The organism is Vineibacter terrae (assembly GCF_008039615.1).
Classification (GTDB): Bacteria; Pseudomonadota; Alphaproteobacteria; order Reyranellales; family Reyranellaceae; genus Vineibacter; species Vineibacter terrae.
Genome location: NZ_VDUZ01000002.1, coordinates 271645 through 293703 on the forward strand (window position 1 = coordinate 271645; position 22059 = coordinate 293703).

The window sequence follows — 22059 nt, forward strand, 5'->3', positions numbered from 1 at the left end:
TGGGGTCTCGCTTCGCAGGAGATCCCTCGCTGCGCTCGGGATGACAGTTTGCACAGCTGGCATGATGGATTGAATCAACCATGATCCGTCCCTTCACCTATGACCAGCTGCCCGGCCGGGTGGTGTTCGGCGCCGGCACGCTTGCGTGCCTGCCGGACGAGGTCGTGCGCCTGGGCGCCGAGCGCGCCATCGTGCTGTCGACGCCCGAGCAGACCGCCGTGGCGCAGAACGTCGCTCGCCATCTCGGCGCGCGCAGCGCCGGAATCTTCCCCAAGGCCGTCATGCATGTGCCGATCGAGACGGCGCGTGAAGCGCGTGCCGAGGCGCGGCGCCTGAACGCCGACTGCGCCATCGCTGTCGGCGGCGGCTCGACCACCGGGCTGGGCAAGGCGATCGCGCTCGACAGTGGCCTGCCGATCATCGCGGTGCCCACCACCTACGCCGGCTCGGAGATGACGCCGATCTGGGGCCTCACCGAGGGTGGCCTGAAGAAGACTGGCCGCGATCCGCGCGTACTGCCGCGCACCGTGATCTACGATCCGACATTGACCTTGAGCCTGCCGGCGGCGCTGTCGGCCACCAGCGGCATGAACGCCATCGCCCATTGCGTGGAGGCGCTCTACGCCGTCGACGCCAATCCGATTGTGTCGATGTGGGCGGCGGAGGGCATTCGCGCGTTGGCCGCCGCGCTGCCCGCCATCATGGCCAGGCCGGACGATCTTGCCGCCCGCTCGGATGCGCTCTATGGCGCCTGGCTGGCCGGCGCCTCGCTGGGTGCGGTCAGCATGGCGCTGCACCACAAGCTGTGCCACACGCTGGGCGGCACCTTCAACCTGCCGCACGCCGAGACGCACACGATCGTGCTGCCGCATGCCACGGCCTACAACCGCGACGCGGCGCCCGAGGCGATGGCCCGCATCGCGCACGCCCTGGGCGCCGATGACGCGGCGCTGGGATTGCACGCGCTGGCGCAGCGGCTGGGCGCGCCGACGGCGCTGCGCACCCTGGGCGTGCAGGAAGCCGACCTCGACCGCGCCGCCGACATCGCCAGCCGCGAGCCCTACCCCAACCCGCGCCCGATCGATCGCGCCGCCATCCGGGCGCTGCTGCAGGACGCCTGGTCGGGCGCGCCGCCGTCTGCCTGAGAAACGTACATAACAAGGGAGGACACGATGAGGGAGATCACACGCCGCGGGGCGCTCAAAGGCTCCGCCGCCGGCCTTGCCGCGGCCGGCGTCATCGGCGCGCCGGCGATCGCCCAGGCCAGGCGCATCAAGATCGGCTATGTCAGCCCGCAGACCGGGCCGCTGGCGCCGTTCGCCGAGGCCGACAACTTCGTGATCGCGGGCGTGCGCGAGGCGACCAAGGCGGGGCTGTCGATCGGCGGCCGCAACCAGCCGTTCGAGATCCTGGTCAAGGACAGCCAGTCCAACCCCAACCGTGCCGCCGAGGTGGCGAGCGACCTGATCCTGAAGGACGAGGTCGACCTGATGCTGGTGGCCTCGACACCGGAGACCACCAACCCGGTATGCGACCAGTGCGAGGTCAACGAGGTGCCGTGCGTGTCGTCGGTGGCGCCGTGGCAGCCCTGGTTCTTCGCGCGCGGCGGCAAGCCCGACACCGGCTTCAAGTACACCTATCACTTCTTCTGGGGCCTGGAGGACGTGATCGCGGTCTACACCAACATGTGGGGCCAGGTGCCGACCAACAAGTCGGTCGGCGGGCTGTTCCCCAACGACGGCGACGGCAACGCCTGGGGCGACAAGGAGCGCGGCTTCCCGCCGGTGCTGGGCAAGCTGGGCTACAAGCTCACCGATCCCGGCCGCTTCCAGAACCTCAACGACAATTTCTCGGCCCAGATCTCGGCCTTCAAGGCGGCCAATGTCGAGGTCGTCACCGGCGTCGTGATCCCGCCCGACCTCACCACGTTCTGGAACCAGGCGCAGCAGCAGGGCTTCAAGCCCAAGGCCGTGTCGATCGGCAAGGCGCTGCTGTTCCCGGTCGTGCTCGAGGGCCTGGGCAATGCCGGGCACAACCTCTCGACCGAGGTGTGGTGGACGCCGCACCATCCGTTCAAGTCGTCGCTGACCGGCGCCCGCGCCCAGCAGCTCGCCGACGGCTACACCCAGGCGAGCAAGAAGCAGTGGACGCAGCCGATCGGCTTCGTGCATGCGCTGTTCGAGGTCGCGGTCGACGTGATGAAGCGCTCCAAGGGCGCCGGCGAGCGCGCCAGCGTGCTGGACGCCGCCGCCAAGACCAGGCTCGACACCATTGTCGGCCCCATCGCCTGGGGCGCGGGACCGGTGAAGAACGTCGCCAAGACGCCGCTGGTAGGCGGCCAATGGCGCCGCGGCGGCACCTTCAAGTACGACCTGGTGATCACCGACAACCAGACCGCGCCCAACATCCCGATCGCGGGCAAGATGGAAGCGATCGGGTGAATCCCTCCCCCAACGAAGTTGGGGGAGGTGGCCGAAGGCCGGAGGGGGATCCGACGTGATCTCTGCAACCAAGATCACCTTGGCTTCCCTCCGCCCCTTCGGGGCACCTCCCCAGCAAAGCTGGGGAGGAAGAAAGCCATGACCACGATCCTGCGGCTTGACGGCGTCTCCAAATCGTTCGGTGCGCTCAAGGTGATCGACGATCTGTCGATCAGCCTGGCGCAAGGCGAGGCGCTGGGCGTGATCGGGCCCAACGGCGCCGGCAAGAGCACGATGTTCAACCTGATCACCGGCGGCGTGGCGCCGGGCGCCGGACGCATCCTGTTCGCGGACCGCGACATCACGCGGCTGGCGCCGCCGGCGCGCTGCCGGCTGGGCATCGGCCGCTCGTACCAGATCCCGCAGCCGTTCGCCGGCATGACGGTGTTCGAGAACGTGCTGGTCGGCGCCACGTTCGGCGGCGGGCGGCCCGAGCGGCACTGCCACGACTCGTGCATCGCGGTGCTGCAGACAACGGGCCTGCTGGGCAAGGCCAACCGGCTGGCCGGCTCGCTCACCCTGCTGGAGCGCAAGCGCCTGGAGCTGGCGCGCGCGCTCTCGATCGGCCCCAAGGTGCTGCTGCTGGACGAGATCGCCGGCGGCCTCACCGAGGGCGAATGCCAGGCGCTGGTCGAGACCATCCGCGCCGTGCACCGCAGCGGCGTGTCGCTGATCTGGATCGAGCACGTCGTGCATGCGCTGCTGTCGGTGGCCAGCCGCCTGGTGGTGATCAATTTCGGCCGGCTGCTGGCCGACGGCGAGCCGCAGGCGGTGATGAACGATGCGCGCGTGCAGTCGGTGTACATGGGCATCGACGAGGCGGCGGCGTGAGGGCGGCACTGCTGGAGACGCATGGGCTGGAAGCCTTCTACGGCGACTTCCAGGCGCTGTTCGGCATCGATGTCGCGATCGCGCCGGGCGAGACCATCGCCATCATCGGCGCCAACGGCGCCGGCAAGTCGACCTTCCTGCGCGCCGTCTGCGGCGTGCTCGCCGCCGAGCCCGGCCGCATCCGCCATCGCGGCAGCGCGATCGGCGGCATGCCGCCCGACCGGATCGTGGCCCGCGGCATCGCCATGGTGCCCGAGGGGCGCCGGCTTTTCAGCTCGCTCAGCGTCGAGGAGAATCTGCGGATCGGCGCCGATGTCGGCCGCCAGGGACCATGGTCGCTGGAGCGGCTCTACCGCCTGTTCCCGGTGCTGGCCGAGCGGCGCCGCGCCGCGCCCACGTCGCTGTCGGGTGGCCAGCAGCAGATGGCCGCGATCGGCCGGGCGCTGATGACCAACCCCGAGCTGCTGCTGTGCGACGAGGTCTCGCTGGGCCTGGCGCCGGTCGTGATCCGCGACCTGTACGCCGCCCTGCCCGCGATCCGCGCCGAGGGCACGGCGATCGTCGTGGTCGAGCAGGACATCAACCAGGCGCTGCAGGTGGCCGACCGGGTCTACTGCTTCATGGAAGGGCGCGTGACGTTGAGCGGCACGCCCAAAGAGCTGTCGCGCGAGCAGATCCGCGCCGCCTATTTCGGGATGTAGCGTTGTGACTCTCTGTTGTCCTGAGCGAAGCGAAGGACCTTGCGGTGCGCCAACTGTCCGCGGTGGTGCGGGTGAAGCACCGTTGAAAGACTCCACCACAGAGACACAGAGGTCACAGAGCGACACAGAGAACGGCTTGTCGCGCGCCTGCGGCGCGCAATCATTTCTTCTCTCTGTGTACCTCGGTGACCTCTGTGTCTCTGTGGTGAAGCCTTCCTCTCTCAAACGCACCAGCGCGTTCGATCGACGCACCGCAAGGTCCTTCGCTGCGCTCAGAACGACACGGAGGAGACGAAACCCATGACCGCGGCGATCGACACGGTGCTGCAGGGCGCGCTACTGGGCGGGCTTTATGCCCTGTTCGCGGCCGGGCTGAGCCTGATCTTCGGCATCATGCGCCTGGTCAACATCGCGCATGGCGACCTGATCGTGCTGGCGGCCTACATCGCGCTGGTGGTGGTGCAGGCCACCGGCATCGGGCCGATCGAGAGCCTGGCGGTCGTGGTGCCTGTCATGTTCGCGATCGGCTATGTCCTGCAGCGCGGGCTGCTGAACCTGACCTTGGATCGCGGCATCCTGCCGCCGCTGCTGGTCACCTTCGGCCTGTCGATCATCATCCAGAACGTGCTGCTGGAAGGCTTCTCCGCCGACAGCCGCAAGCTGCAGGCCGGCGCCTTCGAGACCGCGAGCCTGCGGCTCGGCGCCGACCTCGCCGTCGGGTGGTTCCCGCTCCTGATCTTCGTGACGGCCGTGGCGGTGATCGCCGGCCTGCAGGCGCTGCTCTACCGCACCCGGCTGGGCCGCGCCTTCCGCGCCGTGTCGGACGATCCCGAGGCGGCCCGCTTCTACGGCGTCGACAACCGGCACCTGTTCGCGCTGGCCATGGCGCTGGCGCTGGCGGTCGTGTCGATCGCGGCGGTGTTCCTGGCGGTGCGCACCAACTTCGATCCCGCCGTCGGGCCGGCGCGGCTGCTGTTCGCCTTCGAGGCGGTGATCATCGGCGGCCTGGGCAGCCTGTGGGGCACGCTCGCCGGCGGCATCATCCTGGGCGTGGCGCAGAGCGTCGGTGCCCGCATCGATCCGGCCTGGCAGCTGCTGGCCGGTCATGTCGCGTTCCTGCTGGTTCTGGTGATGCGGCCACGCGGCCTCTTCCCGCGCGCGGTGGATTGAAGGCGATGGCGAGCCCGCACACGGTGCATGCCGGCACGCGCGCCGGCCGGCTCGGCGCCCTGCTCGGCGCGGCGACCCTGCTGGGCCTGCTGAGCGTGCCGTTCTGGGCCGGCCGCGCCGACATGCGCCTGATCGTCGAGATGGCCTGCTTCCTGGCGCTGGCGCAGATGTGGAACCTGATGGCGGGCTATGCCGGCCTGGTCTCGATCGGCCAGCAGGCCTATGTCGGCATCGGCGGCTACGCGCTGTTCGCGCTGGCCATGCATGGTGGCGTGCCGCCGCTGCTGGCGCTGCCCCTGGCCGGCCTGATCGCGGCGCTGGTGGCGGTGCCGACGGCGTTCGTGGTGTTCCGCCTGCGCGGCGCCTACTTCGCCATCGGCACCTGGGTCGTGGCCGAGGTGTTCCGCCTCAGCCTGGCGCAGGTGACGGCGCTGGGCGGCGGCACCGGCCAGAGCCTGCCGGCGGCGATCGTGCGGGCCATCGCCGCCAGCGCCGAGGGCCGCGACCGGCTGATCTACTTCACCGGCATCGCGCTGGCGGTCGGCGCCACGGCGCTGGTGTTCCTGCTGCTGCGCTCGCGCCACGGCCTGGCGCTGACGGCGCTGCGCGACGCCGAAGGCGCGGCCGAGAGCCTGGGCGTCGACAGCTTCCGCACGCGGCTGTGGGTCTACATCGTGGCGGCGCTGGGCACCGGCATGATCGGCGCACTGATCTTCCTGCAGAAGCTGCGGATCTCGCCCGATGCCGCCTTCAGCGTCGGCGACTGGACGGCGAACGTGATCTTCATCGTGGTGATCGGCGGCATCGGCCGCATCGAAGGACCGATCGTCGGCACCCTCGTCTTCTTCGCGCTGCGCGCGCTGCTGGCCGATTACGGCACCTGGTACATGATCGTGCTGGGGGCGGTCGCGGTCGTGGTCATGCTCAAGGCGCCGCAGGGCCTGTGGGGCCTGGTCGCCGACCGCTTCGACCTCGACTTCTTCCCGGTGCGCCGCCTGGTGCGCGGGCCGACCCCGTAAGAAAAGATGTCGGTATTTCAGGCACATACGGATTTTCACCCTCGGGAAGGCGTGACGCAAACGTCGGAAAATACGGAAATTCGGCTCCTCCTCGCGTGTAACGATGTGAGCATGCACAGACTGGCCGGCGCGATGACTGCGCCGACGACGGATTCGACTGTGGTGAGGATCGCTTCTTTTGTCACGAATTCAAGAAAAAGTCAAGACAAGACATCGCAATGAGCAGGGCAATCACATTCCGATTCGTCCTCTCGGAACGACAGGAACGCACCTGCCCGGGCATGCGGAGCCGCGCGAGCTTTCGCAGGCCGGCGCGACGGTCATATCTCAGACCAGCTTGAAACCAGACGGTGCCTTGCCCGAGATGCGCTTTTGATAGGGTGATATGTACAGCGTCGCTAGCTTCCCGCCGTTCGGATGAGATATCTCGTAGGCATCCACCGGATATGCAACCGTGTCGGACACGACAGAAAAGGCACGCTCATAGACGACCTTGCCTCCGTCTGCGGCTCGAAGACGAGCAAGATACGCGATGCTGCCAAAGACCGTTTTGCACGGGATGGGGTTGGAAGGGCTTAGGCCAAATTCACCGTGGCCGTTCGGCAATTCATCGGCGTCGACACCGACCGCCTCGCAGAGGCGGCTCAACATCTCAAACAGTTGCCGTTGCTCCTGGAAAATTGGATTCTGCTGCAGCGCCTCCCAGGCCGTCGGCTTCCTTCTCCGGAACCAGTCGAACAAGCTCATCTCGCACCATCGTCGAAAGCACGGGCGGTTCTTGGCGGCGAACGCAGGGTTGGGATTCATGCCGGTGGTTGAGCCGACCGACGGGCATGAATCGAGGCATCCTTTTATCGGGTCCGCCTCTCACGTGGGAACGGCCACAAGCTTGTGGACGAACTTCGTCACCTATCAGAACCGCTCCCTTGGCGGGCGTCCATCCCCTTTTCATCGGGTCTGCTGTTCATCCAGAACGTGATCTTCAAGGGCTACGGCCCGGACGTCTTGATCCCCTTTTTCATCGGGTCTGCTGCTCATCCGTGTACACGCTCGACAAGATCGCGGATATCGCACAGTCTGGATCCCCTTTTCGTCGGGTCTGCTGCTCATCAGTCGGTTGACCCTAAGAAGTCCCGTCTGACCCGTAGTCTTGATCCCCTTTTCATCGGGTCTGCTGCTCATCGCCCGGAGATCTACTGCCTCCTGGAGGCCGCTACAGTCTTGATCCCCTTTTCATCGGGTCTGCTGCTCATCTTCGTGAGCTACGACAGCCCATTCGGACCGCTCTAGTCTTGATCCCCTTTTCATCGGGTCTGCTGCTCATCAAGGGTTCAAGTCCCTTGCCCGCCACCACATGTCTTGATCCCCTTTTCATCGGGTCTGCTGCTCATCTGGCGCTCCAGTGCCATGCCCGGCAAGCGATCCGTCTTGATCCCCTTTTCATCGGGTCTGCTGCTCATCGCACCTGCGGCCCCACCCTCAAGATCAGGGTCAGGTCTTGATCCCCTTTTCATCGGGTCTGCTGCTCATCGGTGGTGGCGTTGCACTGGCGACCGCGCTGGTTGGGTCTTGATCCCCTTTTCATCGGGTCTGCTGCTCATCCCACCCCATGGTTGCGAAGGTGCGTCAGTACATTGAGTCTTGATCCCCTTTTCATCGGGTCTGCTGCTCATCCTTACCCGGCTCGCCGTCCTTCGGCTTCGGGAGTCTTGATCCCCTTTTCATCGGGTCTGCTGCTCATCCTGCATCCGGTTCGATGCCGGGCAGTACTGACGTCTTGATCCCCTTTTCATCGGGTCTGCTGCTCATCCGGAGGCGAAGGTCCAGCCAGACGTGAATGCGTCTTGATCCCCTTTTCATCGGGTCTGCTGCTCATCTGAGGGCACCCATCGGCTGCACGCCGCTCACCAGGTCTTGATCCCCTTTTCATCGGGTCTGCTGCTCATCCAACATGACTAGACTGTATGTGCCTCGGCACGATGTCTTGATCCCCTTTTCATCGGGTCTGCTGCTCATCGGCGGGGCAACACGCGACGTTCGCCTAACCCGCGTCTTGATCCCCTTTTCATCGGGTCTGCTGCTCATCCTTGCGGACGAAATTCGCTACAACGGCGAGAAAAGTCTTGATCCCCTTTTCATCGGGTCTGCTGCTCATCTTGGGAGGCTACACATACAACATTCGCGACGGCGTCTTGATCCCCTTTTCATCGGGTCTGCTGCTCATCTCACCGCAGGAGTAGCATGGGGTATCGTGAGGCGTCTTGATCCCCTTTTCATCGGGTCTGCTGCTCATCTTGGGAGGCTACACATACAACATTCGCGACGGCGTCTTGATCCCCTTTTCATCGGGTCTGCTGCTCATCTCGAGCAAGTCGACGACGACGCGTAGGGTCGCGCGGTCTTGATCCCCTTTTCATCGGGTCTGCTGCTCATCCAAGCTCGCAGCGAGCATGTTCGCCCTGTCTGGGGTCTTGATCCCCTTTTCATCGGGTCTGCTGCTCATCGGCGCCTTGGGTCGAGGTCGTTGCGGAGTCCGCGGAGTCTTGATCCCCTTTTCATCGGGTCTGCTGCTCATCCTATCCCAAGCAGAGCATGCGCGGCCTCGCCTGCCGTCTTGATCCCCTTTTCATCGGGTCTGCTGCTCATCGGCAGCGGAGTGATGACCATGCCCACCTTCAGTCTTGATCCCCTTTTCATCGGGTCTGCTGCTCATCGTTGTCGATCCACCAATTCGTGGACAATGGCTGGGGTCTTGATCCCCTTTTCATCGGGTCTGCTGCTCATCTCCGCGCCATCGCACGCGGTGACCACAAGCGTCTTGATCCCCTTTTCATCGGGTCTGCTGCTCATCGCTCGCCGCGGACATGTTCGCTCTGTCCGGGTCTTGATCCCCTTTTCATCGGGTCTGCTGCTCATCCGTACGTGGAAACTTTCTCCGTACGACGCTTGGCGTCTTGATCCCCTTTTCATCGGGTCTGCTGCTCATCGGGGCAGGAGGCATAGGCCATGGCGCTACCGTGGTCTTGATCCCCTTTTCATCGGGTCTGCTGCTCATCGGTAGCGATTGAGGCATGGCGTAATCGCTGACGTCTTGATCCCCTTTTCATCGGGTCTGCTGCTCATCCACTTCCGAATCGGCATTGCGCCCAAGTGGGCGGTCTTGATCCCCTTTTCATCGGGTCTGCTGCTCATCCCCAACCGCGCCGACCACATTTCCCAGATCGCCTGGTCTTGATCCCCTTTTCATCGGGTCTGCTGCTCATCCTGGATGACGGCTTGCACCCTGTGCCTTGTCCGGCCGTCTTGATCCCCTTTTCATCGGGTCTGCTGCTCATCATCGGGGGCGACTGGTACATCTGGTCCGTTACGCGCGTCTTGATCCCCTTTTCATCGGGTCTGCTGCTCATCACCGCGGTCAAGACCGACATGATCGGCCTGGCCGAGTCTTGATCCCCTTTTCATCGGGTCTGCTGCTCATCAGACCCGCTCGCAGATGGACCTAGCCGGTGAGCGTCTTGATCCCCTTTTCATCGGGTCTGCTGCTCATCCGAAAGGGTCCCGGTCGCCCCGCCACGGGCAGGGGTCTTGATCCCCTTTTCATCGGGTCTGCTGCTCATCCTGACGTTGGTGATCGGTTTGCAAGCCCAGACCCGTCTTGATCCCCTTTTCATCGGGTCTGCTGCTCATCGGGTTCCAGTCCCGCTCTATTGTCCAGATGACAGGTCTTGATCCCCTTTTCATCGGGTCTGCTGCTCATCCTCTATCAGACCATCAACGCCCAGTACGTTGTGGTCTTGATCCCCTTTTCATCGGGTCTGCTGCTCATCACAACGGCGACGTCGAATGGTTTTGCGCTTCCGTTGTCTTGATCCCCTTTTCATCGGGTCTGCTGCTCATCGGTAATCCAATCACCATTTCAATCTGATCGAGGTCTTGATCCCCTTTTCATCGGGTCTGCTGCTCATCGACGGATGGCATCAACATGCCCCGACAAATCAGTCTTGATCCCCTTTTCATCGGGTCTGCTGCTCATCCATAGGCCATGCGCCACTACATTTCCGATTATGTCTTGATCCCCTTTTCATCGGGTCTGCTGCTCATCCGAGCTGATCCAAATCTCCATATACATCAACAGACTGGCGCCACCGTTGACGGAACCTGACGCACATGTCGAGTTGACCGGCACAGGCGGCACATGGACGCGATCTCTTCACAGCCTCATCCGTCATCTTGGAGCATTACCCTCCGGTTCTGTCCAGTGTCTGATCGGCGTATAGATACCGTCCGGCAGTATCGGGCGGCCAATGACATGGACCTGGAGGTTGACCGGAAGCGGATACAGCCTGACATCGTCGCGCGACGGATCGATGATGCGCGCGATGCGCGTGAGCGCGCCGCGGCATCCGGCCAGCGTGAAGTCGCCGAGGAACACGGAATATTGGACCGGCAGGCAGTCCTCCTTGAGGGCGTTCCGCAGCCGGGTCAACCGCCGCGCCATGCGGCGGATGCTGGGGTCGCTGACATCGTAGCAGACCAGGTAGCGCGTCCTCACGGCCGTCATTGCCTGCGATCCCACAGCCAGATTTCCAGGCGCCGCAGCCGGCGCGACGTCGCAGCGGCCACGGCCGGGCCGACTGCCTCGTAGGCCCGCGCCACGCGGCGTTGCCCGTCGCCTGCCCTGCGCCAGGCTCGCGGGTGGCGACGCCGATGCGCCAGCACCCGGGACAGCGCCGGCAGCAGCAGCCAGCCGGCAGCCCGGGCGCAGGCGCCGAACACATCGGCCTGCCGGTCTGGCGCCGGTGCTACCCAGGGCATGCCGACCCCGGCATCCTTCAGGAGCTGCACCATGTGCGCCGCGAGCAGCCCTTCCAGCCGCCGCAAGACGGCGGTCGCCCAGGGCTGATCCTCGCCGGCAGCCGCGAGGAAAGCGGCGCGCAGGAACGCCGGCCGCAGGTCGCGAGCAGGCATCATCCGTGGATGGCGCCGCAACAGATCAAGAATAGCCCGACGCTCTTCCGCACGGGCCCAATCGCCGAACGCACCGATGCTGCGCACATCGTTCTCGAAGGCTGCCAGCAGCCGGGAAAGGTTCACCGCCCGCTGTCGTGCCGGCACACAGTAGCCGACCGGATCGCCATCGGTGGAGACGAAGGTGACCGGCACGCCGAGCGTCAGGCACCGGGCCAGAGCCTCGGTCGACCACTCGGTGCCCTGGCGGCTCGTGATTCGCGATACCAGGCGCAGCGGCACGCGGGCGTCCAGCGGCGACAGGCTGGTCGCCACCCGCAGCGCCGGACCATCGAGGCAGACCTGACGCGCCTCGCCGCCGAGATAGAGTGGGCGAGTCATGGCCCATCACCGGCGGCGCTGCGTGCCAGCCGCGCAAGCCCGGCCGTGACATGGCGCAGGCGCCGCCGCTCGCGCACAGCGATCGCCTCGAACGCCTCGTAGTAGGCGGCGCGGCCCGTCTTGCCCAGCAGGCAGGCCCCCTCGACCATGCGGAAGTGGTCGCCGCGCAGCGTGCGGTCGCGAAACAGCGACCACACCAGCTCGTCGACCGCGGGACGGCACATCTCGACCAGATCGCAGCCCAGCGATTCGCGCCCGGCCAGCAGCGCATGCAGGAAGCCGATCTGCGGGTCGAGGCCTGCTGTCCACGCCGCCCTGACCGCCTCGCCATGCAGCAGGGTGTAGCCCAGCGACAGGCAGGCATTGACCGGGTCGCGGGGCGGGCGCCGGTTGCGCCCAATGAATCCAAGCGAGTCCGGGAACAGCGTCATGTAGGCCCGGAAAAAGGACGCGGCCGCGGCACCTTCGCTGCCGCGCAATGCCTCCAACGCCGTCACGGCGGGCAGGCGCGCCAGGATCCCGTCGATCTCCGCCAGGGCATCGAACATGGGCTTGCGCAAGTCCGGCCGCTGCTGCATCGCGAGCGCGATCAGCCGCCGGTGCCCCGTGACCTTGGCGTGGACGGCGTGCCGCGCGAGGTCGACCACCCGCTGGCTTCGTGCGGCCAGGCGCATCTGTCCAAAGCGGACGGACGCGTCGCCATGCGGGCAGCCAAGCAGGTGGGCGCGGGGAGCGCCCGTCCTGCCGCCCAGGACGAAAAGCCCGATCCCGCGCTCGCCCAACTCCGCCAGAAGCCGGACGCTGACGGTGCCGGCACGCCGCAGCACCACCCGGTCGGCGCCCGCCAGCGGCAGGCCGGCGACCCGCTCACCATCGAGCCGCACGACCAGGGCGCCATGGTCGACATCGAGATGCGGTTCCTTGCGGTCAATGTAGATGGCGGGCATCGCGGCCTCGTCATCCGACATAGAAGAAGGGCTCGTCCCGCGGCTTCACCGCGATGCCGAGCGCATGCACGCCCATGCGTGGATCGAGCCGCAGGATGAAGACCGAGTCCTCGCGTGGTTCAACCAGCGACCCGAGCACCCGGCGCAGCCCGGCCAGCTCGCCCGGCGACAGGAAGCACTCGTGGACCGATTTCTGGCCGCCGGTCGAGTATTCCTTGACGGCGTCGTGAACGCGGGCCAGCCGGGCCGGCTCGGCGATATCGTAGCTGACGATGTGAAGAGGGCGGGATCTGGACATGCCGGCAGCAAAGCACCGCTTCGCGGCCGCGGGGATCGTCACAAGCTTGTCAAGCACCGGCGAAATCGAGGAAGCGCACCGTTTCCTGGTCGCGCCGGAAGGCCGCGTCATCAGCGTGATCGTGGCGCAGCAGATCCTCCAAGGTTTCGAGCAGCCGACGCCAGGCGCCATGGTCGCGCAATGCCTGGGCGGTGAAGCCGTGATTCAGCACACTGAGGTTCCGCGACCTCACACCCAGAGCCTCGCTGTTGCCCAGCTGCAGCAAACGCTGGGCCAGCGGATCCTTCTTCTGCTTGAGCAGGCTTGCGGCGGCCTCACGGGCCAGGCTCACTGTCCCGCCGCGGCTCTCCGATATATCGCGCCGCCGTTGGCGCAAGGCAATGACGTCGGGATCGTCGGCCGGCACCCGGCTGCTGTCGATGCCGAGGTCGAACAGGCGCGCCTGGCCGACCAGCTCGAGGACCCGATACGCCCGCACCAGCGCATCCTCGAACTGGCCATGGCGCACCCGGCGGCCGGCATTTGCCAGCAGGTCGATGCTGAGCAGCCGCAGCCATCGCGCCATCGCCGCGGAATCGGCCTGATCCGGCTGGTCCGCCAGCGTTCGTATCCATGCCCGCACGGAGGGCGGCGGCACCAGCAGCTTCCAGGCCGCCGGCAGCGCGTCGGTATCGATGGCCAGGTCGCGCACCGCCTCGGCCCTGTAGTCGAGGCGATCCCAGGCCGCGAAGGCCCGCGCCATCGCCCGCATGGCCCGCAGGGCACCGATTTCCGACGCCTCGATCAACCCGACGGCGAGGGGCGCATCGGGGTCGGGCAGCAGGTCGGCGGCCGCCGTGAAAGCCCCTTGCCGCATCAGGCCGCAGGCCAGATCGACGCGACGCCGGTCCGCGACCTTGCTCGCGGGGACCTCGCGAATGATCTCGGCGCCCGGGACGACGGACCCGACACTGCTGCGCTCGCCGGTGATGTAGCGCAGCCGCGGCAGCTCGTGCCGCATGGCCGCGAGCACGAGGGCGGCGCTCATCGCCTTGGTGCCGCGCGTGAAGTCGACCAGGATGTCCTGAGGCGCGCACCCGCCGCGCCGCAGCGTCTCGATCACCGCGTCGAAGTGCCGGAAGCAGGCGTCGGCATCGTCCTCGAGGCCCGCCTGCGGCAGCGGGCGGATGTCGTAACAGCGGGCCGGGTCGAGCGCTGCGGCGTTCGCCGCGGTCAACGTCGAGGTCAGCAGAACGACCGTGTCCCATTCGCCTGTCTCGATGGATTTCCGCAGCGGCGCCAGGAGCGATCCCTCCAGGTTGTTGCGATCGCCGGTGCCGACGGTGAGAACCAGTGCCCGTCCCATCGTCAGTCCTCGACCTTCAATCGGTGGCGTGAAACCCACTCGGTATCGCGGGTGTCGAGCCAGCGAACAAGGACTTCGCTGCCCTTGTCATCCAGCACCTCGACGGCCTCGCCGTCGACCGTGGCGCGCCGGGATGTCCGTGCCGACACACCTGGTCGCCGGCCGGCGGCGGGCGCCGCCGCCCTGGCAAGCCCGGCCGCGAACGTCCGAGCGGCGTCTTCGCCATCGAACAGGGCGAGCCAGCCAAAGCCCCAAGGTTCGTGCTCGCTGCCGACCACGGCCCGTGTCCCCCCCTCGTCCATGTCCTGCCGGTTCTGCGGTGACCATCCGCGACGCAACCCGTCAATGGAAGCGCTCTCGAAATGACTGAACCGCCCCACGCGCAACAGGATCGGGTACCGCGACGGGCGGCCGGAAGGCAGGTCGCGCACGGGCGCTCGCGCGTAGAAGCGTTGCTTCTCCGCCGCCCAGCGCCCGCGGAAAAAGCCGTCGACGGCGTCGAGGAGCTCATTGACGGCGATCGGCGATCCGGGCGCCTTGTGTCCATCCCTGCGCGCCGCCCGCACGGCCTGGTCGACGTCAACCCGCAATTCCAGTGGGAACATCGTCCCCGCCCGCAGCGCTTCGAAATGCATCTGCATGTCGTTCGACCTGCCGTCGCGGCGGCGGTTCTTCACGTGCTCGATCCGCGTCGCCTCGGGCGGCAGCAGCGTATCGGCCACCCGGATGAAGCGGAACGGGTCGGCGTCGGTCTCCAGCCTCCCCCCGGCCCCAAGCAGCTCCGCCTGGATCTGGTCGGAGACGCGCCCCCACCGTCCACCCCTGACGTCGGCGCGCGCGGCGATCTGCCGAAGCGCCGGCAACCGGCTGCTGGCGCGCGCGCTCAGCAGCGCCGTGCGGATGGCCCCCTTCACCGCGCTGCCGGGCAGGAACGGCCGGCCGCCGCTGCGGATGAAGGCATGGATGCGGCCTGCCCGGAGCGGGTTGGCGACGGCATCGCCTATCTCGCGGACGGAGTCGGGCGACACCTCGATCCGGTCGAGGACGTGCCGGTCGCCGACCACGTTGTGAAGGAGCTGCTGCGCCTGCTTCAGCTCGCCGTTGTCCACGGCCTGGCGGAAACGGACCTGATCCTTCGCTGTGAGGCTGGCGGCCACCACGGCGGGCTCGAACCGTTCCAGGCGGGTGCCGCGAAGCCGGAAGGCTTCGGGGGTCCAGGTCGAACCATCGCCGACATGGACCGGCACCATGGCCACCGCATGCAAGGGGAGGAGGGTCACTGCAGGGCCTCCGTGAAGCGCACGGCGACGTGGCGCGCGTCGTGACGGATGCTGCCGTCTTCCTCGTGCACGTCGCGCAGCAGGATACCGAACGGCTCGTCACCCTCGGCGGCGAACGTCGCGCCCGGACGCGCCAACAGGATCGGCCGCTTCCACGGCCGGCGGCCGCGCCGCGCCATGCCCTCGCCGATCTTCCCGAAATGCGTGACGAGCCGGTAGCGCGGCGACCGCATCCCGTCCGTGATCACGCCGTGCGACAGGCTGAGCCAACGATTGCCGGTCGGGCTGTCCAGCATTGCATCGCGCCTGACATCGGCGACGTCGAAGCGGCCGCGCCCCCAGGTAGCGTCGCGCCCGTAACCCATCTCGCCCACGCTCTGGAACAGATTTCTGACCGCATCGGCAGACGCCGGCGTGCGCACATAGACGTCGCGCAACCCGCCGTCCGCCTCGTCGGCAAAGCGCCAGTCCTCGCCGACGAAGAACAGGCCGCCCTCCTTGGGGGTGGTTCCCGTTCGCCGGTCGATGCGGTTGTGAGCAACGCGCACATCGGCCAGCGACGACGACGACGGCTCAATGGCAAGCCGCGGCACCAGGGCATTCTCGTTCAGCCCGTTGCGGATCGCCTGGAAATCCTCGACCTTGACCCAGGGCCGCCGCGCCTGGCTTTTGCGCGCGGCGGCCGCGTCGGCGACGGCGCTGGGCGATGCGCCGGTCGGCATCGGGGTCCGCAACGCCGGCGAGAGAAGGGGCCGCGGCAGCAGCCCGGCCGGGAAGCCGTCCGAAACGACCCATGGCGTCTCGTTCTGGTCTTCCAGGAAGCGCTGCAGCCGTGCGTCGCCCTCGCGCTCCAGCACGGCCCAGCACAAATGACCGAACAGCGTGCCCGACGTAAGCGGTGTGCCCAGCGGCGCGCGCAGGCGCAGACGCACGCGATACAGCGGCGGAGGCATCACGCGGCCTTGAGCGTGACGAGGCGCGGCGCCTGGTGCGGATCGAAGCGCTCGACGCGGAAGCGGTTGTCGATGGCGTGCTGCTTACCATCAAGGTCGCGGTACTGCAGGCCTTCGAAGCGGACGCGGCCGTAGCCGCGCGACCCGGAGCCGCCGAGCGCGTCCTGCTCCAGCAGCGAAAGACCGGCCAGCAGCCAGTTGAGGCACTCTTCGTCACGAGCGCCGCCATCGCCGGTGTCGTACACGCGGAAGACAAGGTCGAGGTCGAACTTCGCCCCGGCCGGCACGCGCTCGGTCTGGCGCGGCCCGATCCGGTCATGGGCCTTGCCGGCGATACGGTCGATGACCACCTCCGTCTTCTCCTCGGTCAGGGGCAGTCCGCGGTCGGTGGCGTGCTGCCGCCATTCGCCGTCGAGCATGGCATCGCGTACCAGCAGGCGGGTGGGCCCGCCCTTCCACACTTCCTTGCCGATCGGCGAACCGAAGATGCGCAGGATCGGGTCCGCTTCGTCGGCCGTGGCGTTCTCGCTGCGTTCGTTGGCGCCCCACGGCTGGCCGTCCTGACGGATCTTGTCGAACGCCCATTCCAGCAGGAAGCGCAGCCTTCCCTTGATGCTGGAGCCGGGAATGTACGGTTCCTGGGTGTGCGGGTGCTTGATCACCGGATTGTCGATGCCACCAATCTCGATGACATCCTTTCCCGCACCGATATGCAGGCCGGATAGAAGAAGGATCTTGCCCGTGATCGCGGCACGTCCGAGCAAGGCGAGGTCGGTCATGGTCAGTTCCCGGGTCGCTTGGTTTCGTAGAACTTGTGGTAGGCGATGACCGCTTCGAACACGCGCCGAAACGCCTCGTAGCTCGTCCGGTCCGTGACGGCAGCAGCATGGCTGACGAAGAACTTCAAGAGTTCCCGCGGAATCTGCTTGCGGCCGCTCGCATAGGCCGCCTTGGCCTTCAGCAAAGCCATCTGCGTGCAGATTGCCTCGTCAGAGATGCCTGATCGTCGGCCGATCGCCAGCACATCGCCGTAGAAGCGGCGGATCTGGCTGGCAGGCGTCGCCGCGATGCTCTGTGCGAGCTCTTCCGCCTGCTCGCCAACCAGCGCCGCATTGGGCCGGCGTCGGTCCGCGTCGACGAAGTACCTGATGTCGTCCGGCTTCGGCATCGTCACCGTCTCGCCGCCGCCCGGACCACCGGGACCGCGCGGCCCCGAGCCGCCGCGCGGTCCATGATTCTGCGGCTGCCTGTCATACGGTCCCACCATGCGTGTCTCCCTAGCGATTGCGATAGAGCGCGATGACCAGCGGCACGACCGCCGACGGCAATGCCTCGCCGCCGCCGGCCATAAGGCCGCTGTCCATGAGCGAGTCGAAGTACCGCAGCTCGCCCTCGTTATCGCGCCCCGGAAACTGGCGGCGCAGATGATAGGCCCAGCGCGCGCGCCAGTCGGCGGCGCGCAGCGAGAGCACCTCGCCCTGCGCGGCTGCCTTCTCCCGGGAAAACGAAAGGCATCGATAGAGGAAAGCCGTGCTGACCGTGTTGCCACGGATACGCGTGCTGACCTGGTCGGCGACCGCGATCGACCGCGCGAGGGCCGGCCATGTGAGAGGCAGCTCGTCGATCAGGGACACCTTGTTGCGGCCGCCGTCCTTGGCCTGGTCGAGCCGCCCCTCCGCCCGCGCGACGGCGCGGGGCAGCGGCTCGGAGACGCCGCACAGCTCGATCGCCGCCGAGAGCGTGACGCTCGGATTGGCACCGACATGCGCCCTGAACGCCACCTCCAGCGCGGCTGCGAGCGTCACGATCCTGTTCCACGGGCCGATCAGCAGCAGGTCGTCGCCGCCGGCGTAGACCGTATAGGTATCGGGAAACTCCCGGCGCAGCAGGTCCGGCAGCACGACCGTGAAGAAGGCGTCCATCATGCGGGACAGGGTTGCAAGGCGGCCGAGGCTCAGGCCGCTGCCAAGGCCGACCGAAAAGACCTGCCCGAGGCGATCGACATCCGCCTTCAGCACCCCCAGCATGGGGCGCCCGACGAGGGCGCCATCCTTGCCGTCAGCCTCGCGCGACAGCGCCGCGAGATGCTCGAAGGTCATCATGTCGCCTGTGTCCAGGTCGCGCGCGTCAGGGCTCAGATCGGCAAAGCGCCGATCCTGGGCATCGTTCTCCGCCAGCCGAGGCACATAGTTCGCGACGAACCGGCGCGCCGCCGGACGGGTGCTCGCGTTCCCGGCCTCAGCAGGATCGGCGACCCGCCAGCCGCTGACCACGCGGCGCCACGCTTCGACATCGCCAGCCGGCAGAGAGTCCTCGAGGAGGGCGAGGGTCAGATCCCCGGGCACGCTGATCTGGCGCAGCACCTTGCCTTCCGGCAACGGACGATGGCACCACAGGACCGTGTGCGTCCTGGGCAACGCCCGGCCGATCTCGTACTCGTCCGAGCAGGCTTCGCAGCGCACGACGTCGTCGACCACGCGCGAGGCCGGGCGGACGCCACAGGCCGGGCAGGCACCGTCGGCGCCATAGGTGACGGCGAGCGTGCCCATCGCCTGGGTCGACAAGGCTCGATGCTTGGCATCCTCCGCGACACGCTGCGCTTCAGCCCAGGTGGCGCCGAAGCGATCCTGCAGCAGATCGTGGCCGCAGAACGCCGGCCCGAGGCCGAGGTTCAACACAAGGTCGCCGTAGTAGCGCGCACGCAGCCATGAATCGAGCGACCGACGGATGTCGGCGACGGCGGATTCGGTTTCCGCCAGAGCCGGGACCAGCAGCACGAAGCGCCCGCCGGCGGCCATCAGCTCGCAGTAGGGCGGCAGGCCAAGCTTGCGCCGACACAGCAGGGAAGCCGTCTCGACCAGCGCACCCATCAGGAAGGAGCGGGCCCGCAGGATGCGGGCGCTGCCCTTGACCTGCTGCGCCGCAAGGCGGAACAGCGTCGACTGGATCCCCGAAAGATCGCCGGTCAGGAAGCGAAACTTGCGGCGCGCGCGGTCCTGGATGGCGGCGGCGTCGTGCAACTCGCCGTGCGCCTCGTGGAAGCGGTGCAGGCAGCTGGCGATCGCAGCCACCGACTTGTTGTGGTCGTGCAGCGGCACGTCGGGCTGGTCGATTGTCGAGGACGGGATCGCCCAGGTGAAACGCTCCGACAACGACAGCAGACCCGCGTGGAACAACTCCGGGTCGGGCTCGGCACGGCAAAGCTCGACGAAGGCATCGAAGAATTTCGGCCAAGCCTCGGCGTAGGCCGCCTTCTGCACCTCGCCAGCGATTGGCTCCGGCGCCAGCGTCGCCGGGCCAAGCTCCGCAACCTTGTGGTTCAGCCTCCGCCTGTCCGGCGGATCGCCGCGCCCGAGGTCGATGCCGGCGAAGATGCTGCGCAGCGGCGTGCGCCGGAAGCCGTCCCGCCGCAGCGCCGGCCTGCCGACAGCCCCGCCATCCTCCTCCTCGGCGGCTTCGTCCTTCTTCTTGCGATCCATGCCGGCCGACAGCCGGTCGGCCTCGGCCGAGAGCCAATGGAGCGACGTCGCCGGGTTGTGATGGTAGACCGCGGCATCGCGCACACGGTTGGCGTTGATGCCAGCCGGAAAGGCGACACCGCGCTGCTCGAGGGCATGGAAGAAGGCGTCGGCCCACAGCGCGTGCCAGTGCGTCGAGCGGCCCTTGAAGCCAGGCAGCACCACGGATGCGCGGCTGCGCACCTGCTCCGGCAGGGCGTCGTAGCCATCATGGGCACGCTGCATGAACTTGCCGATGTCCTCGAGAAATGCACCGAGGGCCACTTCGTTCAGGTTCGGGGTATCACTCGGCGCCATGATTGGATCACTTCGACAAGGCAGATTCGATCACGATATCGGTCAGGGTGTCAGACAGTCCATACCGCGATGCTGGCCGGCGCCCCGACCGGACGATGCGGTATGGCGCGGCGGCATAGCCCAGCGCATCAACCACAAGCTTGTTGACGCGCGAGACGCGCTCCTCGAGCCAGTCCTTGTCGATGCCGTCGGCGAGCGCCCGCCGGACGCGCCCGGACTGGCGGCGCGCCGCGGCCGGGAGGGAATCGAAATTGTCAAGAAACTCGGCGACCGGGACATTCTGCGGATACACGATCGCGCCCTGCGCCGGCGCCCGCTGGCGCCGCCGCGCCAGCCACAGATAGAAGGCGAAATCCACCGGCGGCAGCCGGAGCACGCGGCCAGCGCAAACCAGCTCCAGCCTGGCGGGCACGATGCGCACCGCGTGTGGGCCCAGCGCTGCCTGCGCTTCCGCGACCGTCTCGGCAAAGCCGCGGCCGCCGTCGAGCAGCAGGCGCGGCAGCCCCGCGCGCAGGCGCAGGAACGGGATGTCGGTGAGAACCACCCGCGCATCGTCCGTGCAGATCGGCCGGTTGTCGCGTGGCGCGATCAGGACGCGCGGCCTGGCCGGTGGGAAGAAGAATTCGGGATGGTTCTCGAAGGGCGACGCGACCAGGACATGCGTGAGGCGGTCCTGCGGGCGGCCATAGAGCGACAGGGCATAGCCCAGCAGGAAGCCCATGGTCTTGCGGCCACCGGCAATCGATGCGCAGATCGCCGAATCCCGCCGGGCCGTCTCGGCCCTGACGATCTCGACGATGCGGTCCGCCGCGACCATCGAGTCTTCCGCGGATGTGATGTCCACGAGCGGGGTGCCGGACGCGCCATCGAGCACATCGATCCGGGTCGCCTTCGTGACCTTCAGAACCTGCCGGCAATGCTGCCGTGCGAAGCTGCCAAAGGCACCGGAACGGCTGTCCAGAAGCTGCAGGCGGATTCGCTCCGCCCCATCCATCGTCGTTATCAGCCGGATGTGGGTCGGGATGAAGGGCGGGTCGGTGCGCTTCACCAGAGCGAACAGCGTCTCGGTCACGATCTGGGGGGTCAGTCCGACGACGGCCAACAACAGGCGCCTGGGATACGCGGCAGGCTCGCTGGTCATGCATGCCCGGCTGCAGCGACGCGGTACTGGCCCAGACCCATGCTCGCGCTCTTGCCGGCCCCGACCCATTGGCCTATCGACAGCCAAGGGAAGAGCTCGGCCGCGCCCTCGGCCAGATCGACCGTGCAGCTTCCTACGATTCCGCCCATCTTCATGCGCGTGCCCTGGCGAGCCGAATAGCGCTGCCAATCACGCCACTCGACCTGCCGGTCACGAATCCGGCTCGCCATCGCCAGCATCTTCACGCGAACATAGTCGATGTCGAGGGGAGCACCAGCGTGGAAGGCAGCGAGGGCCGATACGCGCCGCACGGCCGCACCGATGATATGAGATGCTTCCAGGCGGTCCGGGGTTATCAGGTCGCCATCGATCTTGAGACGCAGCGGTGTGCGCAGCTCAACCCTGATCGTCCGTTGCGGCGGCTCCGGATCGGGGCTGACCGGAGAGACCGCGCGACAGCAGTCCGCGCCCGCGAACACGACTTCGGACAAATCGCCGCCGATCGTCCGTTCGTGCAAGACCTCCCGCAGCTCGAGCCGTGCCCTGCCGGGCCCGATACCGCCAAGACCGGCCTCAGCCATGGCGCGGATGACATAGGCTAGGCCGAAGTTACCCCTGACAGAGTCAGGTAAGTATTTGGCTTTGTTGAAAAAAGCGGCGATTTTGCGTCCAGTATGTAGGCATGTAAATGGTGTTTTTGAGTAGCAATTATGGATATATTGTGCTACGG

The 22059-nt window shown here is 67.0% G+C and carries 19 protein-coding genes and 1 CRISPR repeat array; of the genes, 6 read left to right on the forward strand and 13 right to left on the reverse strand.

All coding sequences use genetic code 11. From position 1 onward, the window contains the following. Positions 1–80 precede the first annotated feature (80 nt). From FHP25_RS03005 to FHP25_RS03030, 6 genes are all read left to right on the forward strand, one after another. The gene (locus tag FHP25_RS03005; RefSeq protein WP_218578142.1) at positions 81–1145 is read left to right on the forward strand and encodes a maleylacetate reductase; all 1065 of its coding nucleotides are present in this window, start codon (positions 81–83) and stop codon (positions 1143–1145) included. A gap of 27 nt (positions 1146–1172) precedes the next feature. Then, positions 1173–2441, forward strand: coding sequence for an ABC transporter substrate-binding protein (locus tag FHP25_RS03010; RefSeq protein ID WP_147845400.1), 1269 nt, complete (start codon positions 1173–1175; stop codon positions 2439–2441). Positions 2442–2579: 138 nt separating this feature from the next. Then, on the forward strand, positions 2580–3311 hold the full coding sequence (locus tag FHP25_RS03015; protein ID WP_147845401.1) for an ABC transporter ATP-binding protein: 732 nt from the start codon (positions 2580–2582) through the stop codon (positions 3309–3311). Beyond that, complete coding sequence (locus FHP25_RS03020; protein WP_147845402.1) at positions 3308–4012, forward strand: ABC transporter ATP-binding protein; 705 nt, start codon at positions 3308–3310, stop codon at positions 4010–4012. Before FHP25_RS03015 ends, FHP25_RS03020 begins: the two co-directional genes overlap by 4 nt. A gap of 300 nt (positions 4013–4312) precedes the next feature. After that, complete coding sequence (locus FHP25_RS03025) at positions 4313–5182, forward strand: branched-chain amino acid ABC transporter permease (RefSeq protein WP_147845403.1); 870 nt, start codon at positions 4313–4315, stop codon at positions 5180–5182. 5 nt (positions 5183–5187) lie between these two features. Then, entirely contained in the window at positions 5188–6201 is a 1014-nt protein-coding gene (locus tag FHP25_RS03030) for a branched-chain amino acid ABC transporter permease (protein WP_147845404.1), read from the forward strand. Positions 6202–6528: 327 nt separating this feature from the next. On the opposite strand, the gene FHP25_RS03035 is transcribed toward FHP25_RS03030, so the two are convergent. From FHP25_RS03035 to cas6, 13 genes are all read right to left on the reverse strand, one after another. Continuing rightward, positions 6529–6948, reverse strand: a complete 420-nt coding sequence (locus tag FHP25_RS03035; RefSeq protein ID WP_147845405.1) for a hypothetical protein — start codon at positions 6946–6948, stop codon at positions 6529–6531. Positions 6949–7276: 328 nt separating this feature from the next. Beyond that, positions 7277–10303: a CRISPR direct-repeat array (repeat unit 36 nt; unit sequence GTCTTGATCCCCTTTTCATCGGGTCTGCTGCTCATC). A 123-nt stretch (positions 10304–10426) separates the two neighbouring features. Continuing rightward, entirely contained in the window at positions 10427–10753 is a 327-nt protein-coding gene (gene cas2, locus FHP25_RS03040) for a CRISPR-associated endonuclease Cas2 (RefSeq protein WP_178133238.1), read from the reverse strand. Between the two features lie 5 nt (positions 10754–10758). After that, positions 10759–11550, reverse strand: a complete 792-nt coding sequence (locus tag FHP25_RS03045; protein ID WP_147845407.1) for a CRISPR-associated endonuclease Cas1 — start codon at positions 11548–11550, stop codon at positions 10759–10761. Further along, complete coding sequence (gene cas1, locus FHP25_RS03050; RefSeq protein WP_178133239.1) at positions 11547–12497, reverse strand: CRISPR-associated endonuclease Cas1; 951 nt, start codon at positions 12495–12497, stop codon at positions 11547–11549. The genes FHP25_RS03045 and cas1 overlap by 4 nt, the downstream gene beginning before the upstream one ends. A 10-nt stretch (positions 12498–12507) precedes the next feature. After that, the gene (gene cas2, locus FHP25_RS03055; RefSeq protein ID WP_147845409.1) at positions 12508–12795 is read right to left on the reverse strand and encodes a CRISPR-associated endonuclease Cas2; all 288 of its coding nucleotides are present in this window, start codon (positions 12793–12795) and stop codon (positions 12508–12510) included. A gap of 49 nt (positions 12796–12844) precedes the next feature. Next, the gene (locus FHP25_RS03060; RefSeq protein WP_147845410.1) at positions 12845–14140 is read right to left on the reverse strand and encodes a TIGR02710 family CRISPR-associated CARF protein; all 1296 of its coding nucleotides are present in this window, start codon (positions 14138–14140) and stop codon (positions 12845–12847) included. A gap of 2 nt (positions 14141–14142) precedes the next feature. Further along, positions 14143–15420: a type III-A CRISPR-associated RAMP protein Csm5 gene (csm5, locus tag FHP25_RS03065; protein WP_147845411.1), complete on the reverse strand. Its 1278-nt coding sequence runs from the start codon at positions 15418–15420 to the stop codon at positions 14143–14145. Further along, a complete protein-coding gene (gene csm4, locus FHP25_RS03070) occupies positions 15417–16373 on the reverse strand; it encodes a type III-A CRISPR-associated RAMP protein Csm4 (RefSeq protein WP_147845412.1) in 957 nt (318 codons plus the stop codon). Before csm4 ends, csm5 begins: the two co-directional genes overlap by 4 nt. Then, a complete protein-coding gene (gene csm3, locus FHP25_RS03075) occupies positions 16373–17152 on the reverse strand; it encodes a type III-A CRISPR-associated RAMP protein Csm3 (RefSeq protein WP_147845413.1) in 780 nt (259 codons plus the stop codon). The genes csm4 and csm3 overlap by 1 nt, the downstream gene beginning before the upstream one ends. 2 nt (positions 17153–17154) lie before the next feature. Continuing rightward, positions 17155–17541 (reverse strand): type III-A CRISPR-associated protein Csm2, encoded by a 387-nt coding sequence (csm2, locus tag FHP25_RS03080; RefSeq protein WP_178133240.1) that lies wholly within the window; start codon positions 17539–17541, stop codon positions 17155–17157. A gap of 109 nt (positions 17542–17650) precedes the next feature. Next, positions 17651–20188 (reverse strand): type III-A CRISPR-associated protein Cas10/Csm1, encoded by a 2538-nt coding sequence (cas10, locus tag FHP25_RS03085; RefSeq protein WP_147845415.1) that lies wholly within the window; start codon positions 20186–20188, stop codon positions 17651–17653. A 7-nt stretch (positions 20189–20195) separates the two neighbouring features. After that, a complete protein-coding gene (csm6, locus tag FHP25_RS03090; protein ID WP_178133241.1) occupies positions 20196–21329 on the reverse strand; it encodes a CRISPR-associated ring nuclease Csm6 in 1134 nt (377 codons plus the stop codon). Next, a partial coding sequence (cas6, locus tag FHP25_RS03095; protein WP_178133242.1) for a CRISPR system precrRNA processing endoribonuclease RAMP protein Cas6 occupies positions 21326–22059 on the reverse strand: 734 nt, incomplete at its 5' end. The genes csm6 and cas6, both read right to left, overlap by 4 nt.